The organism is Nonomuraea ceibae (assembly GCF_019396325.1).
GTDB classification, from domain to species: Bacteria; Actinomycetota; Actinomycetes; order Streptosporangiales; family Streptosporangiaceae; genus Nonomuraea; species Nonomuraea ceibae.
Genome location: NZ_JAHKRO010000108.1, coordinates 13038 through 28900 on the forward strand (window position 1 = coordinate 13038; position 15863 = coordinate 28900).

The 15863-nt window shown below is 72.4% G+C and carries 15 protein-coding genes; 5 read left to right on the forward strand and 10 right to left on the reverse strand.

Annotated features, from left to right (window positions below; all coding sequences use genetic code 11):
- Positions 1-8 precede the first annotated feature (8 nt).
- The 6 genes from egtD to KME80_RS40060 form a co-directional block, all read right to left on the reverse strand.
- A complete protein-coding gene (gene egtD, locus KME80_RS40035; protein ID WP_219514785.1) occupies positions 9-1004 on the reverse strand; it encodes an L-histidine N(alpha)-methyltransferase in 996 nt (331 codons plus the stop codon).
- Positions 989-1744, reverse strand: a complete 756-nt coding sequence (gene egtC / locus KME80_RS40040; protein ID WP_219514794.1) for an ergothioneine biosynthesis protein EgtC — start codon at positions 1742-1744, stop codon at positions 989-991. Before egtC ends, egtD begins: the two co-directional genes overlap by 16 nt.
- Entirely contained in the window at positions 1745-3052 is a 1308-nt protein-coding gene (egtB, locus tag KME80_RS40045; protein WP_219514797.1) for an ergothioneine biosynthesis protein EgtB, read from the reverse strand.
- Positions 3049-4230 carry an ergothioneine biosynthesis glutamate--cysteine ligase EgtA gene (gene egtA / locus KME80_RS40050; RefSeq protein WP_246646534.1) on the reverse strand — a complete coding sequence of 394 codons (1182 nt, stop codon included), beginning with the start codon at positions 4228-4230 and terminating at the stop codon, positions 3049-3051. Before egtA ends, egtB begins: the two co-directional genes overlap by 4 nt.
- A gap of 94 nt (positions 4231-4324) precedes the next feature.
- The gene (locus KME80_RS40055) at positions 4325-4735 is read right to left on the reverse strand and encodes a hypothetical protein (RefSeq protein WP_219514807.1); all 411 of its coding nucleotides are present in this window, start codon (positions 4733-4735) and stop codon (positions 4325-4327) included.
- Between the two features lie 108 nt (positions 4736-4843).
- The gene (locus tag KME80_RS40060) at positions 4844-5989 is read right to left on the reverse strand and encodes an amidase domain-containing protein (RefSeq protein ID WP_219514810.1); all 1146 of its coding nucleotides are present in this window, start codon (positions 5987-5989) and stop codon (positions 4844-4846) included.
- A gap of 279 nt (positions 5990-6268) precedes the next feature.
- On the opposite strand from KME80_RS40060, the gene KME80_RS40065 reads away from it, so the two are divergent.
- Positions 6269-7162 carry an LLM class flavin-dependent oxidoreductase gene (locus KME80_RS40065; RefSeq protein WP_219514812.1) on the forward strand — a complete coding sequence of 298 codons (894 nt, stop codon included), beginning with the start codon at positions 6269-6271 and terminating at the stop codon, positions 7160-7162.
- Positions 7163-7243: 81 nt separating this feature from the next.
- Complete coding sequence (locus KME80_RS40070) at positions 7244-8197, forward strand: endo alpha-1,4 polygalactosaminidase (RefSeq protein WP_219514813.1); 954 nt, start codon at positions 7244-7246, stop codon at positions 8195-8197.
- Here KME80_RS40070 and KME80_RS40075 read toward each other — a convergent pair.
- Positions 8166-9176, reverse strand: a complete 1011-nt coding sequence (locus KME80_RS40075; protein WP_219514815.1) for a BtrH N-terminal domain-containing protein — start codon at positions 9174-9176, stop codon at positions 8166-8168. The genes KME80_RS40070 and KME80_RS40075 overlap by 32 nt on opposite strands.
- A 65-nt stretch (positions 9177-9241) precedes the next feature.
- Entirely contained in the window at positions 9242-9874 is a 633-nt protein-coding gene (locus tag KME80_RS40080; protein ID WP_219514824.1) for a TetR/AcrR family transcriptional regulator, read from the reverse strand.
- Between the two features lie 74 nt (positions 9875-9948).
- Here KME80_RS40080 and KME80_RS40085 point away from each other — a divergent pair, with 74 nt between their 5' ends.
- A complete protein-coding gene (locus KME80_RS40085) occupies positions 9949-10872 on the forward strand; it encodes an RNA polymerase sigma factor (protein WP_219514826.1) in 924 nt (307 codons plus the stop codon).
- On the opposite strand, the gene KME80_RS40090 is transcribed toward KME80_RS40085, so the two are convergent.
- A complete protein-coding gene (locus tag KME80_RS40090; RefSeq protein ID WP_219514831.1) occupies positions 10860-12209 on the reverse strand; it encodes an FAD-binding oxidoreductase in 1350 nt (449 codons plus the stop codon). The genes KME80_RS40085 and KME80_RS40090 overlap by 13 nt on opposite strands.
- Before the next feature lie 216 nt (positions 12210-12425).
- Between KME80_RS40090 and KME80_RS40095 the strand changes: the two genes are divergently transcribed.
- Entirely contained in the window at positions 12426-13331 is a 906-nt protein-coding gene (locus tag KME80_RS40095; RefSeq protein WP_219514834.1) for an RNA polymerase sigma-70 factor, read from the forward strand.
- Position 13332: 1 nt separating this feature from the next.
- Here KME80_RS40095 and KME80_RS40100 read toward each other — a convergent pair whose 3' ends face one another.
- The gene (locus tag KME80_RS40100; RefSeq protein ID WP_219514835.1) at positions 13333-15123 is read right to left on the reverse strand and encodes a discoidin domain-containing protein; all 1791 of its coding nucleotides are present in this window, start codon (positions 15121-15123) and stop codon (positions 13333-13335) included.
- 288 nt (positions 15124-15411) lie between these two features.
- Here KME80_RS40100 and KME80_RS40105 point away from each other — a divergent pair, with 288 nt between their 5' ends.
- Positions 15412-15795 (forward strand): hypothetical protein, encoded by a 384-nt coding sequence (locus tag KME80_RS40105; RefSeq protein ID WP_219514840.1) that lies wholly within the window; start codon positions 15412-15414, stop codon positions 15793-15795.
- Positions 15796-15863 lie beyond the last annotated feature (68 nt).

Consider the following 15863-nt stretch of genomic DNA (forward strand, 5'->3'; position numbering starts at 1 on the left):
ACCTGCCCTCAGCCTGTCGGACGCGCGGCCTCCGGGGAGGGGACGGCGAGGCAGAGGGCGAAGTCGCCGGGCAGGTCCGTCCACCAGCGGACCGGGTCGAACCCGGCCAGGCGCAGCTCCTCGCGCACCTCGCCGCGCCGGAACTTGTCCGAGATCTCGGTGTCGATCTCCTCCCCGGCGGCGAAGCGCACCTCCAGGTCGAGGTCGCGGATGAGGACCTGCTGGTCGGTGCTGGCGCGCAGCCGCCTGCGGACGCACTCGGCGTCCGGGTCCCACAGGGAGACGTGCTCGTACAGGTCGGGAACGAAGTCGGCGTCCAGCTCCCGGTTGATGACGTGCAGCAGGTTGCGGTTGAACTCGGCGCTGAGGCCGAGAGCGTCGTCGTAGGCGGCGTCCAGCCGGTCGGGGTCCATCACCAGGTCCAGTCCGAGCAGCAGGGCGTCGCCGGGGCGCATGGCGGTGCGCAGGCGGGAGTAGAAGGACAGCCGTTCGACGGGCGACATGTTGCCGGCGGTCGAGCCGAGGAAGGCGACGAGCCGCCGGCCCTCGTCGGGCAGCACGCCCAGGTCGCCCTCGAAGTCGGCGACGATGGCCCGTACCGAGAGGCCGGGGTAGTCGGCGCCGATCCGGCGGGCGGCGTCGGCGAGGAAGTCGCCGCTGACGTCGACCGGGACGTAGCTGCGCAGGTGCCCGGCGTCGCCGAGCGCGTCGAGGAGCAGCCGGGTCTTCTCCCCTGATCCGGCGCCGAGCTCGATCAGGGTGTCGGCGCCGGTGAGCGCGGCCAGCTCGGCGGCCCTGGCGGTCAGGATGGAGCGTTCGGCGCGGGTGAGGTGATACTCGCCCAGCCGGGTGATCTGCTCGAACAGTTCGCTGCCGCGCTCGTCGTACCCCCATTTGGGCGGCACGCTCCTGACGGGCCCGGTGAGCCCGTCGCGGACGTCGCGGCGCAGCGACTCGACGAGGTCGCGGGCGGTCAGGTGGCGCTCGATCACAGGTTGAGGCATGAGGTCTCCTGAAGTGGTCGGACGGTGACTCCGGCGCTGCCGGCGGTGACGAGCGATCCGTCGGGGATCTCCGTCCAGCCGGGGCCGTCGTCGTACGGTTCGGACGCGATGAGCACGGCCTGGCCGGTCCGGCGCAGGTAGAGGCCGTCGCCGCAGGCGGTGGCCGCCAGCCGGACGCCGTCCGTGGCGAGCAGGTTGTAACGGCCGGGCGCGAGGCCGCGGGCGTAGGCGGTGACGGCGGCGAGGGCGTCGTCGAGCGGCCGTCCCTGCCGCCACAGCCGGACGGCCAGGCCGAACAGGGGCGCGGAGTCGACCGGCGCGCGGGCGTCGGGCGCCTGGCGTCCGGCCTCGCGGCACAGCCGTTCCTCCACGGCGGCGTAGCCGGTGACGGCGCCGGTGTGGCTGAACAGCCAGCCGTCGCTGGTGAACGGCTGGGCGCAGGACTCGTCGACGGGGAAGCCGGGGGTGGCGTCGCGGACGGCGGCCACGACGCAGGTGGAGGACACGACCTGGGCCACGTCGGTGAAGGAGGCGTCGGCCCACATCGGCATGGCGCGGCGGTAGCGGACCGGGTTGTCGCGGCCGGGGTGGTACCAGCCCACGCCGAACCCGTCGGCGTTCACCCGGCCGTGGCGTTGCCTGCGCGGAGCGTACGACTGGGTGAGCAGGGAGTGCGGCGGCGCGTACAGCAGCTCGTGCAGCCCGATGGGCGGCCCGAGGTAGGCGAGGTGGCGGCACATTCAGCCGGCGTCCCTCGCGCAGCGGAACCCGCAGAAGATCTGCCTGCGGATCGGGTAGTCCCAGTTGCGGAACGTGCCGCGCGCCACCGTGGGGTGGGTGGCCCAGGAGCCGCCGCGCAGCACCTTGTACTCAGCGCCGAAGAACACCTGGGAGTACTCCTTGTACGGGAACACGCGGAAGCCGGGGTAGCCGGTGAAGTCGGTGGACGTCCACTCCCACACGTCGCCGATCATCTGGCGGCAGCCGTGGGCGGACGCGCCCGCGGGGTAGGAGCCGGCCGGGGCCGGGCCGAGCCGCCGCTGCCCCAGGTTGGCGTGGTGGTCGCCGGGTTCGCCGTCGCCCCAGGGGAAGCGGCGGGAGGCGCCGGTGGCGGGGTCGTGGCGGGCGGCCTTCTCCCATTCGGCCTCGGTGGGCAGCCGTTTGCCCGCCCAGCGGGCGTAGGCGTCGGCCTCGTACCAGCAGACGTGCTGGACCGGCTCGTCGGGCGGCAGCGGCTCGATCCGGCCGAAGCGGCGGCGCACCCACTGGCCGCCGGTCCGCTGCCAGAACGCCGGGGCGCGCTTGCCAGTCCTGGCGAGCCGGCTCCGGCCCTTCTCGTGCCACCAGCGGGGCTGCTCGTAGCCTCCCGCGTCGATGAAGGCCAGATATTCGGCGTTGGTCACGGGGTGGGCGTCGATCCAGTACGGGGGCAGGTCCACCTGGTGGGCGGGCCGTTCGTTGTCGTAGGCCCAGGGGTCGTCGGTGGTGCCCATCTCGAACGGACCGCCGGGCACGAGCACCTCCGGCGCCTCGGGGGCGAGGAAGGGGGCGGCCTGGCCGGGGACCTCCAGCACGGGGGCGCCCTGGCGGAGCTGGTGGGTGGCGAGCATGGTCTCGTCGTGCTGGTGCTCGTGCTGGATGACCATCCCGTACGCGAATCCGCCGGTCAGCAGCGGGCTGTCGGGGGTCAGGCGGACGCGTTCGAGCGAGCCGAGCACGCGCGAGCGCACCTCGTCGAGGTAGGTCCTGGCCTCGGCCGGGGGCAGCAGCGGCAGCGTCACCCGGTCGGCGCGCGGGTGTTCGAACGCGTCGTACAGGTGGTCGAGGTCGGGCCGCAGCGGGTCGTCGGCGGCGGCGGCGCGCACCAGCCACTGCTCCTCGTAGTTGCCGATGTGGGCGAGGTCCCACACCAGCGGCGACATCAGCGGGGAGTGCTGGGCCACCAGCTCCGGCGACTCCAGGACGTCCACGGTCAGCCCCAGGCTGCGCCGCCGGGCCGACGTCAGTTCGACGGCGACGCGTTCCTTGATCCGGTCTTCCTCGGTCACGTGCGCACCTCGCTGATGAGATCGTCGGCCGGGCACCGGCCGGGTTCGACGTATCGTTCGATGTAGCGGTCGACCAGCGACGCCAGCGCGGGCTCGGCGTGCCGCAGCGCGTCGCGGGCGGCGGTGAAGGAGCCGAGCGCGGCGGCGGCGAGCGCCCGGTCGGCCAGCCCCTGGCGGGCCGCCTGGGTCCACCGGCCGGGCGGGAGCTGCTCCACGGCCTCGGCGCACCGGTCGGCGGCCACGGGGTCGTCGGCCAGCGTGGCGGCGACGGCGACGGGCACCGGCCACCACGGCTCCGGGAGCGCGTCGATCATCCGCAGCTCCAGCCAGCCGCGCGGCCGGATCGGGGGGAACAGCGTGCTCAGGTGGAAGGTCAGGTCGTCCAGGGTGGGGCCGCCGTCGAGCCCGTCGCGCAGCCAGTCGCGGAAGCGCAGCCCGGGGTTCACCTTCCAGGGACCGTCGTTCCTGCGGACGGCCATGACGCGGCCGTCGAGCGCGTAGCGCGCCCACGCGGTCCACGGGTCGCCGCCGCCGGAGGCGACCGGGGTGACCCGCGAGGGGTCGAGCGCCTGCCAGATGGCCTGCCGGGTGGAGCGCCAGCCCGTCAGCCGTCCCCGCCACAGCGGGGAGTTGGCGAACGCGGCCAGCAGCACGGGGCCCAGCCGGTGCAGCAGCCGCCAGCGCGCCCGCGCCTGCTCCTCGTCGTGGCCGATGTCCAGGCACACCTGGAGGGAGGCGGTGGAGCACATCATGGCGCGCCCGGCCGGTCCGAAGCTGTCGAAGTACGACTCCATGGCGACGTAGCGCTGGTCGGTGAGCTGCCGCCGGGCGGCGGGACGCGGGTCCAGGGCGCAGCCGTCGCGGGTCAGCCCCGCGTCGGCCAGGTGGCGGTCGAGGTGGCGCAGGTCGGCGGCGAGCGCGTGGTGCGCGGCGGCGGGGCCGGGCCTGGCGGGGGTGCTCAGTTCGAGCTGGCCCCCGGGTTCGTAGGTGACGAGGCTGCCTTCGGGCAGCGGGTGGGCCGCCTCGACGGCGGCCGCCAGGCGGCGCAGCGGGACGCGGGTCCCGGCCGCGCCGAGGTCGTGGATCAGCCATTCGGCCTCGACCCCGACCAGTCCGGGCGGGCCGGTCTTGAAGCAGATGCCGCGGACGTGTTCGTGGACGGCGTTCTCGTCGAGCATCGGCACTCCCTTCCATCACTGCAGGCGGCACGGGTCGCTCTGGGATGCTCCCTTCCCGCTGCTTGGGTTCCTTTCACCCAGCAGTCAGGAAATGTCAGGAATATCGCGATGTGTCGGATGTGGGGCGGCTCGACGGGGCCTGTCCCAGCACGACGCACCAGGACTCCTCGCATCGGGTGACCGTCAGCCGCTCCCGGTACGCCCCCCGGGCGCCGCGCCCGGCCAGGCGGGCGTTGACGACGTCGGGGCTGATGTCGTCGGTGAGGTCGGCCGACGTGAGACGGATCTCCTGGCCGCCGTGCGCGGCGAGCCGCCGGGCGATGTCGCCGCGCGCGTCGTTGCCCGGCGGCGCCAGCCGCGCCAGCGCCGCGGAGTCGGCGGCGTTGAGCCCGGCGATGTACGCGTCGACCGCGGCCCTCGGCGTGGACGCGCCGTGCCCGGCGCCCGCCGCGCATCCGGCGGCCAGAATCGCCAGCGCGACAATGGCGCCACGACGGGATGCCATTCGGGACCCACCTCCTGATTCCGGCATTGATCGGCGATATTCTTCCATGTTCAGGAGATTCTTCTCCGGGGCGAGCATAATTCTGGAAATGGGTCCCGGGAGCGGCGATCAGGTGCGGTGCGCGTAGTACCAGGCGTCGGGGTTGGCGGCCAGGAAGCTGCTCAGCGGTTTGTTGTGCGTGTTGTTGGAGTGATAGGTCAGATAGAGCTCACCGTCGCTCGACCGGTCGGTCACGAACAGCGAGTGGCTGATGTTGTCGTCACGGTCGAAGTCGACCTGGAGGACGTCCGTGGTCAGCATGTCCCAGACATTGCCCAGGTACGTGGTCCTGGCCGACTCGTGCTGGGCGAACCAGTACCAGTTCTCGGCGGCCGGCCAGGTGTAGCTGGTGGTCCAGGTGTAGTCGCCGTAGAACCAGTTGGCGTTGTCGGAGCGGCTGTCGGGCCAGGAGCCGACCTCGGTCCAGCCTCCGGCGGTGACGATCTGGGAGATGAAGTTGGTGCAGTCGCCGCCGACCCCGCCGTAGGTGCGGTAGTCAGGGTTGTAGGTGTCCCAGTAGGTGTTGGCGTAGTTCAGCATGGCCGTGTAATCCCAGGCCAGGGCCGCCTCGGTGGACCGGGCGAGCTTGTCCGGGGCCACGGCGGCGCCCTTGCGGGGCCGGTCGACGGACGACGGCTCGCGGCCGGCGGGCGCGGTGGCCTTCGGGGAGGTCTTCGGCGCGCGTGCCGCCTGTGGCTGGGTGTCGGGGGCGAGCTCGCCCGCCGCCAGCTCGGGCCGGGCGTCGCGCATCACCCACTGGGCGCCCTGCCGCTCGAACACGAACCGGTGGTTCAGCGCGTACTCCTCGAACGCGGGGGCGTCGGCGAGGGGGCGGGCGAAGTACAGCTTGGTGCGCTCGGCCACCCGCAGCTCGACGGTCTCGCCGTCCCGTGTGGTGGCGACCTCGGCGACCTGGACGTCCGCCTGCTTGTGCCCGCCGTTGGCCTCGCGCAGCAGCCGCCTGCGCTCGTCGATCGCGGCGGCCTCCCGCGTCAGCCGGTCGGCGAGCGCGCCGGTCGAGGGCACCGAGGTGAGGGTGCGGGCGGGGGCGTCGCTGACCAGCCGCGTCGCGCGGTCCTGCAGATATTGGCGGGCGATCTCCGCGAACTGCGGCTCCTCGGCGGAGGAGGCCCCGGCGGGCGCCGCCGCCATGGTGAGCGCCGTCGCCGAGGCGGCGACGAAAGCCTTGACGCTGCGTAATAATGTGATGCGCATGTGTGCCTTTCTGTCGACGTGCGGCATTCCCCGATCGGGAGAGCGCCTGGTTCGATTTCGGGGAACACGAGGAAGATCACATCTCGCACCGACAATGGAACACTTCGCATAATGGCGAGTCAAGCGTTCAGTCAGGTTAATCGCTTCACCGAATTCCGATATGCAGAGTTTTTCGGGGGCCTAATTCCCGCCCCCGGCGGCCCGGCGCGAGGCCCCGGCGCGCATTGAGCTTTTCAGCGGATGAGCCGCCCCGGGACGCCGGTGTACGGTGCGATGACCATGAGCGAACATGTCTTCGGGGTCTCGCTGACCCCCACCTATGACGTCTCTCTCACCCACGAGGTGACCGACGCCGCCGAGCGGAGCGGGCTCGACCTCGTCGGCGTCCAGGACCATCCGTACGTGGGGCAGTTCCTGGACGCGGTCGCGCTCGCCGGGCACCTGCTGACCCGCACGACGCGCCTGCGCGTGTTCCCCGACGTGGCCAACCTGCCGCTGCGCCCGCCCGCCATGCTCGCCCGGACGGCGGCGACGCTGAACGTGCTGTCCGGCGGCCGGTTCGAGCTGGGCCTCGGCAGCGGCGGCTACTGGGACGCCATCACCACGATGGGCGTGCCCAGGCGCTCGCCCGGCGAGGCGCTGGCGGCGCTCGAGGAAGCGGTCACGATCATGCGCGGGCTGTGGACGCCCGGCCAGCGCGTCACCTTCGCCGGTGACCACTACCGGGTGGACGGGGTCGAAGGCGGCGCGGCGGGCACGCCGCCGGTCGGCGTGTGGATCGGCGCGCAGGCGCCGCGCAGCCTCGCGCTCACCGGCCGCGTCGGTGACGGCTGGGCGGCGCCGATCCCCTCCTACCTGCCGTACGAGCGGTGGCCCGAGTGCAACCGGATCGTCGACAGGGCTGCCGGGGAGGCCGGCCGCGACCCCGCGTCGATCATGCGCATGGCCCAGCTCGTCGGCACCGTCGAGGCGGGCGGGGGCGGCGGCCCGAAGCTGACGACCGGCGCCGACCCGTTGCGCGCCGGGGCGAAGGGCTGGGCCGCCGAGCTGGTCAGGCTCGCCGCGGAGCAGCCGTTCACCGCCTTCGTTTTCTGGCCGGAGCGGCAGAGCGTGGAGCAGGTCCGGCGCTTCGCCGAGGAGGTCGTCCCGCTCGTGAAGGCCGGCCTCGCCTGACCCCGGTGTCCGGCATGACCGCGTTTCCTCTTCCCGTGGGCCCGTATGATCTTGGTCGGTCTCACGAAAGAGGTGACGAGCTTGGTCAGCACCCGAGCGCTCCTGAAGCGCTTGACCACGTCCGCCGTGCTCGCGACGGCGAGCGTCGCGGCCTTCGCCCCGCCGGCCGCCGCCGCCTCCGCTGACGCGGGGATCTGGCGTCCGCCGCTGGAGAGCCGCTGGCAGTACCAGCTCGAAGGCAACCCCCGCCACAAGGCCACCGGCGGCATCGACGTCGACATCTGCGTCAAGCCGCAGAGCGGCGGCGCCTGCGTGCGGCCGACGGTCTTCGACATCGACCTGTACGTGGACGGCGACGTGGCGGGCGACAACTCCACCGTCAACACCGCCGCCGTCAAGGCCATCCACGCGCGCGGCGCCAAGGCCGTCTGCTACGTCGACGCCGGGTCGATCGAGGACTACCGGCCCGATTACAAGCAGTTCGCCGACTGGCACAAGCGCAACGGCGGCTCCCTGCTGGGCAAGCCGTTCAGCGAGGACTTCCCGGACGAGCGCTGGGCCAACATCAACAACGACAGGGGCCAGCGCGACTTCCTGCTCAAGATGATGGAGGCCCGGGTCGCCAAGTGCGCGCAGGCCGGGTTCGACGGCGTGGAGTTCGACGTCGTCAACGCCCACGAGGAGGGCCGCGCGGTCACCGGCTGGAACATCAGCGCCGCAACCCAGCTCACCTACAACCGCGCGCTGGCCGCCATCGCGCACAAGCACGGCCTGGCGGCGGCCCTGAAGAACAACCTCAGCCAGGCCGCCGAGCTGGAGCCGTACTTCGACTTCGCGGTCAACGAGTCGTGCTTCTCCTACGACGAGTGCGGGGAGCTGAAGCCGTTCGTCAAGGCGGGCAAGCCGGTCTTCCACGTGGAGTACGGGCTGTCGCCGGCGTCGTTCTGCCGCAAGGCGGTGGCCGCCTCGTTCAACTCGATCAAGAAGGCGGCCGACCTGTCGCTCAAGGACCGGCCGTACCAGCCCTGCCGGTGACCTCGCGCAGCGCGAGCATGGCGTCGCGCTCGATGCGGGAGAGGTCGAGGAGGAGGGCGCCGGCCTGTTCGAGGCGGGCCGCGTCGCGCTGCTCCCCGGCCTCGGCGATGCGCGCGGCGACCTCGGTCCACAGGGTGGCGGCCTCGGCGTAGAGCCGGTGGCCGGTCCGCAGGCGGCCGTCGCCGACGGACGCGGCGGCCTCGGCGAGGAAGTCGCGGTAGAGGGCGCGGAACAGGGCCCCGCCGGTGCCGGCCTTCTCCATGAGCAGGGCGGCATGCGGCAGGTCGCGCCCGGGCTCGGCGGTGCGGCGCAGCCAGCCCGGCACCTGGCGGGCGGCCTTCTCGATGCCCCGGTGGCCGAGGTTGGCGATGGGGGCGGCGAGAAAGGCGTCGGCGCAGGCCCTGATCGCGGGGACGATCCCGTCCCGCCAGGAGGGCGCGCCCGCCGGCGCGGTGATGGTGAAGGACCGGTGCCTGGCGGTCATCGGGCCGCGTTCGGCGCGCGCCGCCGCCAGCGATTCCAGGCCGGTGCGGACGGCGCCGCCCTGCTGGGCGGTGTCGATCAGGTGGGCCTGCCGCTCGTCGTAGCCGTACATGGCGACGACGTGACCGCCGAAGTGCACCTTCGTCCGGAAGTAGTCCAGGTGGTAGCTGTCGAGCTGGAGGCCGACCGGCTGCCCGGCGTCGATCGGCGCGGACACGTTCGCCCAGGCGCGGCGCGGTGAGGCGGTCTCCTTGACCTCCAGGGTCAGGCCGAGCCTGGCGGCCAGGTTCCGGGTGAGCTCGAAGGGCCTGATGCGCCCGCCGAGGAACGGGAACGGCATGTTCCTGGCGTCCCAGTAGACGAAGGACAGGCCCGAGCCGAGCCCGAACAGCATCGGCTCGGACAGGTCGATCCCCTGGTGGCGCAGCAGCACCCCGAGCGCCGTGGTCTCGCAGTGCTGCATGCCGCGGGCCTCGACCCCTGCGACGACGGTCATAGGTGGGTTCTCCTTCACAACCGGCAGCATGGGGTCTCCCCCGGGGGGAGAGTCCAGCCGAGCATTCAGCGCACCGCGTAGCCGCCGAACGACGGCTCCATCAGGTCGAACACCTCGCGCGCGGACTCGGTCATGATCTCGGCGATGCGCGCGTTGTCCAGCCCGTCGAGCGTGAGCTCCATGATCTGGCCGAGCAGCACCCGGTACGGGCTCGCGACGGCCGCCGCCACCAGCCGGGGCACCGGGCCGGTGTCGCCGGTCTCCTCGGCGAGCGCGCGGGCCAGGGCCTCCTCCCGCTGCTCCATCAGCTCGCGCAGCCGCGCCACCAGCGTCGGCGACTCCACGATCATCCGCCCGAACCCGCCGTGGGTGAACCCGAGCATCGGGTCGTGCCGGGCGGCGGCGTCGAGGAAGACCCGCCGGAGCGCGGCGAGCGCCGACTCGCCCGGCTCCCGGCCCGCCACGATCTCGGCCAGCGCGGCCACGAACCGCTCATGGTGGTCGAAGGCCATGTCCTCCTTGCGCGGGAAGTAGTTGGTGACGGTCTTCTTGGCCACCCGCGCCGCGTCGGCGATCTCGGCGATCGTCGTCTCCTCGAAGCCCTGCTCGATGAAGAGGCGGGTGGCCTGGTCGGAGATCTCCTGGCGGGTCTCCTGCTTCTTCTGCTCCCGCAGGCCGAAGATTTTTACGTCGGACATAAATTTCCTCTTGACGATGGAATGCCTTCAACGTAATCTTACCACCGTCGCAAGTTTACTTCCAGGAGGCCCGTATGACAGCAGCCGCAACCACCGATCAGGTCAAGGACTACCTCAAGAACATCGGCAGGGTCCGGCTGCTCGACGCCCAGCAGGAGGTCGCGCTCGGCGAGCGCATCGAGGCCGGACTGTTCGCCCAGGAACGCCTCGACCGCGACGGCGACGCGCTGTCCCCGCAGGACCGCGCCGACCTGGAGTGGATCGCCGCCGACGGCCGCCTGGCCAAGGACCGGATGATCGAGGCCAACCTGCGCCTGGTCGTGTCCATCGCCAAGCGCCAGACCGGGCGCGGCCTGCCCTTCCTGGACCTGATCCAGGAGGGCAACCTGGGGCTGATGCGGGCGGTGGAGAAGTTCGACCACCGGCTCGGGCTGAAGTTCTCCACCTACGCCACCTGGTGGATCAAGCAGGCCGTCGGCCGGGCGCTGGCCGACCAGTCGCGGACGATCCGCGTCCCCGTCCACATGACCGAGCTGATCAACAAGGTCGCTCGGGCCCGGCGCGAGCTGTTCCAGTCGCTCGGCAGGGAGCCGTCCGACGAGGAGATCGCCGAGCAGGTCGAGCTGACGGCGGAGCGGGTCGAGGAGATCCGCGGCTACGCCCGCGAGCCCGTCTCGCTGAGTACGCCGCTCGGCGAGGAGGGCGACACCGAGCTCGGCGACCTCATCGAGGACGCCGGGGCGCTCGACCCCACCGACGCCGTCGGCCTCGACCTGCTGCGCGACCAGCTCAGGCAGATCCTGGACGGCCTCACCGAGCGGGAGGCCGGCGTGATCGCGCTGCGCTTCGGCCTGGCCGACGGCGAGCCGAAGACCCTGGACGAGATCGGCAAGGTCTACGGCGTCACCCGGGAGCGCATCCGGCAGATCGAGGCCAAGACGATGAGCAAGCTGCGCCACCCGGGCCGCGCCACGGCGCTGCGCGACTACCTCGTCTGATCGGGCCGCACGTTGTGGTTGCGGGAGAACAGGTTGCCGGGGTCGTAGCGCCGCTTGACCGCCGCCAGCCGCCCGTACGTCCGGTCCGGGTAGATCGCGGCCACGTCCTCCTCGGCGGCGGAGGCCAGGAAGGCGGCGTAGGCCCCGCCGACGTGCGGCCCGAGCTCGTCCCAGAGCGCGTCCAGGCCCGGCAGGGCGGCCTCGACGACCGGCTGCGGGCCCGCGACGGTGGTCACCACCATCACCTCCGCCTGCCGGTGGGCGTAGGCGGTGGCGTCCGCCGGCACGCGTGCCACCGCTCCGCCGACGGCGCGCACGGCGATGAACGGCGATCCCGGCCTGGCCGCGGCGCCGGCGAGGACGCGCAGCACCTCCGACAGCGACGCCCCGCCGGCGAACCCGTTGCGGGTGACCAGCCGGATGCCCGGCGGCGGGGTGAGCCCCTCCACCAGCGTGTCGGCGTACGGCCTGAGCGTGACGTCGTCGGCGATCACGGTGCCGAGCGCCCGGATCGGGTCGAGGGCCCGCGCGGCGAGGGCCGGGTCGTCGCCGTCGACGGCGACGCGGACCTCGACCGGCGCGTCCGGGCCGCCCGCGAGCGGGCTGGCGAGCTCCACGATGGAGGTCAGCTCCTCGGGGGCGGTGCGCAGGTGGTCGGCCCATCCCTGGAGGACGGCGGCCGCCTCCGCCGGAGGAAAGGCGATCTTGCCGTAGAAGACCTCCGTCGTCGGGTGGGCGGCGAACTCGAAGGCGGTCACGACGCCGAAGTTGCCGCCGCCGCCCCGGATGGCCCAGAACAGCTCCGGATGCTCCTCGGCGCCGGTCCGCACGATCTGCCCGTCGGCGGTGACCACCTCGGCGGCGACCAGGTTGTCCAGCGCGAGGCCGCGCTTCCTGACCTTCCACCCGATGCCGCCCGCCAGCGTCAGCCCGCCGACGCCGACGCTCCTGGTGTCGCCTGAGGAGATCGCCAGCCCGTGCGGGGCGAGCGCGTCCACGACCTGGCCCCAGGTGGCGCCGCCGCCGATGCGGACCAGGTGGCGGTCCTTGTCGACGACCTCGACGGCGTCGAGCCCGCTCAGGTCGAGCACGACGCCGCCGTCGTTGGTGCCGAAGCCCGCGAAGGCGTGGCCGCCGCCCCGCACCGACAGCACCAGCCCGGAGGCGGCGGCGAACGCGACACCGGCCCGCACGTCACCGGTGCTCTCGGGGCGCAACACGTAGGCGGGGCTGCCCGTGACCAGGACCGACCGGCTGGCCGCGGCGTATTCAGGCGCTCCGGGTTCGATGACGGGGCCGCCGAAGTCGCGGCGGAGGGTGTCGAGTGCTGCGTTCATGATGATCCTTTCGTCCGGTGAGGGCCGGCGGGCCAGGGCGGCATTCCACGGGGGCCCGCTCGCCGGTCCAGGTGGTGACGAGCAGGAGATCCCGGCGGGCTGATCGTTGTGACAGCCCGGCGGATGTGACCTGTGTCACTGCGGGGAGGTGTCACACGGGCGTGGTGGCCGGGATCGTATGGACGCAGCACCGCACACGAACGGGCAGGGACAGTGATGAGCGAACGCAATGAGCAACCGACCGGCCGCACCGGCGCGGATCCCGCCACCGAGGCGTTCGTCGCCCACCGCAACCTGCTGTTCACGGTCGCGTACGAGATGCTGGGCTCGGCCGCCGACGCCGAGGACGTGCTTCAGGAGAGCTGGCTGCGCTGGGCGGGCGTCGATCTTGACACGGTCCGCGACCAGCGCGCCTACCTGGTGCGGATCGCCACCCGGCAGGCGCTGAAGCGGCTGCGCACGCTGGGCCGCCGCCGGGAGTCGTACGTCGGGCCGTGGCTGCCCGAGCCGTTGCTGACCGCGCCCGACGTGGCCGAGGACGTCGAGCTGGCCGACAGCGTCTCGATGGCGATGCTGCTGGTGCTGGAGACGCTCACGCCGACCGAGCGGGCGGTGTTCGTGCTGCGCGAGGTGTTCGACGTGGGCTACGACGAGATCGCCGACGCCGTCGGCAAGAGCGCGGCCGCCGTGCGGCAGATCGCCCACCGGGCCCGCTCCCACGTGGCCGCCCGCCGCCCGCGCGGCGACACCTCGCCCGCCGAGATCCGGGGCGCGCTGGAGGCGTTCCGGCGCGCGGCCCGGACGGGCGACCTGCAGGGGCTGCTCGACATCCTCTCCCCCGACGTCGTCCTCCTGACCGACGGGGGCGGCGTCGTCCGGGCCTCCCTGACGCCCGTCGTGGGAGCCGAGGCGGTGTCCGGCCTGCTGGACCGCATCCCCGCGACGGCCACGCTGGACCTCGCGCAGGTCAACGGCCACCCCGCGCTGATCATCCGGGTCGACGGCCGCCTGGAGACCGTCATGGCGGTGCGCATCGACGACGGCCTGATCACCGGGCTCTACGCGGTGCGCAACCCCGCGAAGCTGGCGCACATGAAGCAGGAGAACCCGGTGAGCCGGTGAGTCAGCGCGCGACCTCGTACGGGATGATCTCGGCGATGGCGGTGGCGCCGCCCATGCCGTAGTCGGCGCGCAGCCGGATGTAGCGGGCGGAGACGCCGGTCAGGTCGACGTCGTTGGGCGCGGTCATCTTGGGCCACTCGACGCGCTTGACGTCGCGGAACGTCTCGCCGTCGTCGCTCACCTGGACCATGCCCTCCAGCACGGTGCCGTTCATGTTGACGCGCAGCTTCGGCTGGAAGCGGACCGCCGACAGCTCGCGCACCCTGCCCAGGTCCACGGTGATGTGGTGGGGCTGCGGCGGCGGGCCGGGGTAGTAGGAGTGGAAGTCCGTGGTCAGGTTGCCGTCGACCGCGCGGACCGGGTCGCCGGCGCCGGGCTTGAACGTGCTCGCCGTGGCGCTGAGCTCGGCCGGCGGGACGCGGGTGCCGGCCGGCGGGGCGGGCCAGATCTCGCGGCCCTTGCCCGGCTCCTCGCTGACGATCGGCCGGTCGGGGCCGGTGCCCTTGCCCCGGATCACCACGTCGGTGATCACCGCGCCGTGGTCGGAGTAGAACGGGTACGGCCGGTCGAGCCAGCTGTCGCGGTGGCGCGGCAGCCGCCGCACGTCGGAGCGGGAGCCGAGGATGCGCACGTCCTCGCCCTTGGCGAAGACGTAGTCGATGCGGGCGGGCACGGCGCCGAAGCCGCTCAGCGGGCTCCAGGTGCGGCCCGGGTACAGGCCGGCGTCGGGGTTGGCGTGGCGGAAGGTGTCGACGAAGCCCGCCTCGGTGTACATCTTCGTGTACGGCCACGGGAGCACGACGCCGCCGTGGCCGGGCGCGTCGGCGAACTGGTCGGTCCAGTCCAGGTACGACTGGGCGTTGAGGTCGCCGCCCATGAGCACGGGGGCGTCGTCGTCGCCGACGAACGACGGGATCGCCTTCTCCAGGATGGACTTGCCCATGGCGACGCGGCGCAGCCGGTCGGCGTCGAGGATCTGCTCGGTCGTCTTGGTGCGGGGCAGGCCGTGGGTGTTCTGCACGGCCGCGTCGTGGGTGTCGCCGAAGGCGTAGCCGTCGTGCCAGGTCCACACGCTGAACGCGTGCACGTGCTGCCCGTTGGGCAGGCCGAGGCGGGCGCCGCCCAGGTTGAAGGAGGAGATCTCCTCGTCGGCGTAACGCGGGTAGACCTTCTGGATGTCCAGCTTCGTGTAGATCCACAGGTTGTCGCCGTTGACGCTGTAGTCCTCGGGGTGCGTGAGCTGCGCCGCGGAGAACCGGTCGTCCTCGGCCCGGCCGGCGTTCAGGCCCTCCAGGATCTTCTGGCCCGAGCCGTACCCCTCGACCACGAACAGGATGTCCGGGTTGACCTCGTTGAGGTATTCGATCATCTGCTTGAGGTTGTCGCCGGTCGTCTCCTGGCGGTTGATGGTGCCGCCGACGAAGAGGTTCCAGGCCATCAGGCGCAGTGGCGTGCCGGCCTTCTTCTCCGGCATGGAGGTGACCGAGACGTCGACGGTCACGTTCCCGGCGGGCAGGGGGAAGGGCCGGGTGCGGGCCTGGCCCTCGCGCGTGTAGATGGTGTCGCGGGCCCACACCTGCTCGCCGGTCCTGACCGTGGCGACGAACTCCTGCACGTGGTTCGGGCGGCTCTTGCCGCTGGCCACGACCGTGCACGAGCTGCCGGGAGCCTGACCGTCACAGTCGAGGCGGTACGCGGCGGGCCTGGGGCCGGGGTCGGCCGAGGCCGGGCTGGGCACGGTCAGAGCGGCGAGGGCCAGGGCGGCCACCATCGGGGGGATCAGTCTGCGCATGGGGGGTCCTTCCGCGCGGTCACTAAAAATGGTCTGCACGATATCTCGGCCCGGCTCAGCCGCCGCCACCTGGATCATCCGATATCGAGATCATCACCGCAAGAGGAAGAACGATGACTATTTATGGACTCCGAGATAAATAGCGGACGACCTGGGCTCGAACGAGATTTCCCATCGACACGCTCCGTAGTTGCGCCAATACTGCACGTGTACCCTCGAACGCCGTCCCCGGTCCCCCATCCCGCACCATGCGCGTGCGCCGAGGACGCAAACCCGAACGGAGCCCGTATGAAGCTCAACCGAGTGGCACTCACCGGCCTCGCCGCCCTCGCCACCACCGCCTGCCTGGCCTCCGCCGCCCCGGCGACGGCCACCGTCACCGCGGCCACCGCCCAGACCGCCACCGCCCAGACCGCCGCCGCCGCGTCGGCGCTGCCGCCGGGCTACCAGCTCGTCACCCTGCCCAACGCGAACGTGCCCAACTTCCAGCGGCGCACCCTCTACTGCCCCGGCTCCAAGCGCGTTCTCGGCGGCGGCGCCGAGGCCCGCGGCAACCGGGCGATCCTCGTCGGCTCGTTCCCGACCGACGACGGACGCGGCTGGATCGGACTCGGCCGCCAGGACGGCTACAACGACGTCGGCATCAGCGTCTTCGCGATCTGCGCCGACTGACCCCGTAAGAGCGCTCCCGGCCGCCGCCCCGGGGGCCGGGGGCCCCCGGCCGGCCCCCCCGGGGGGGC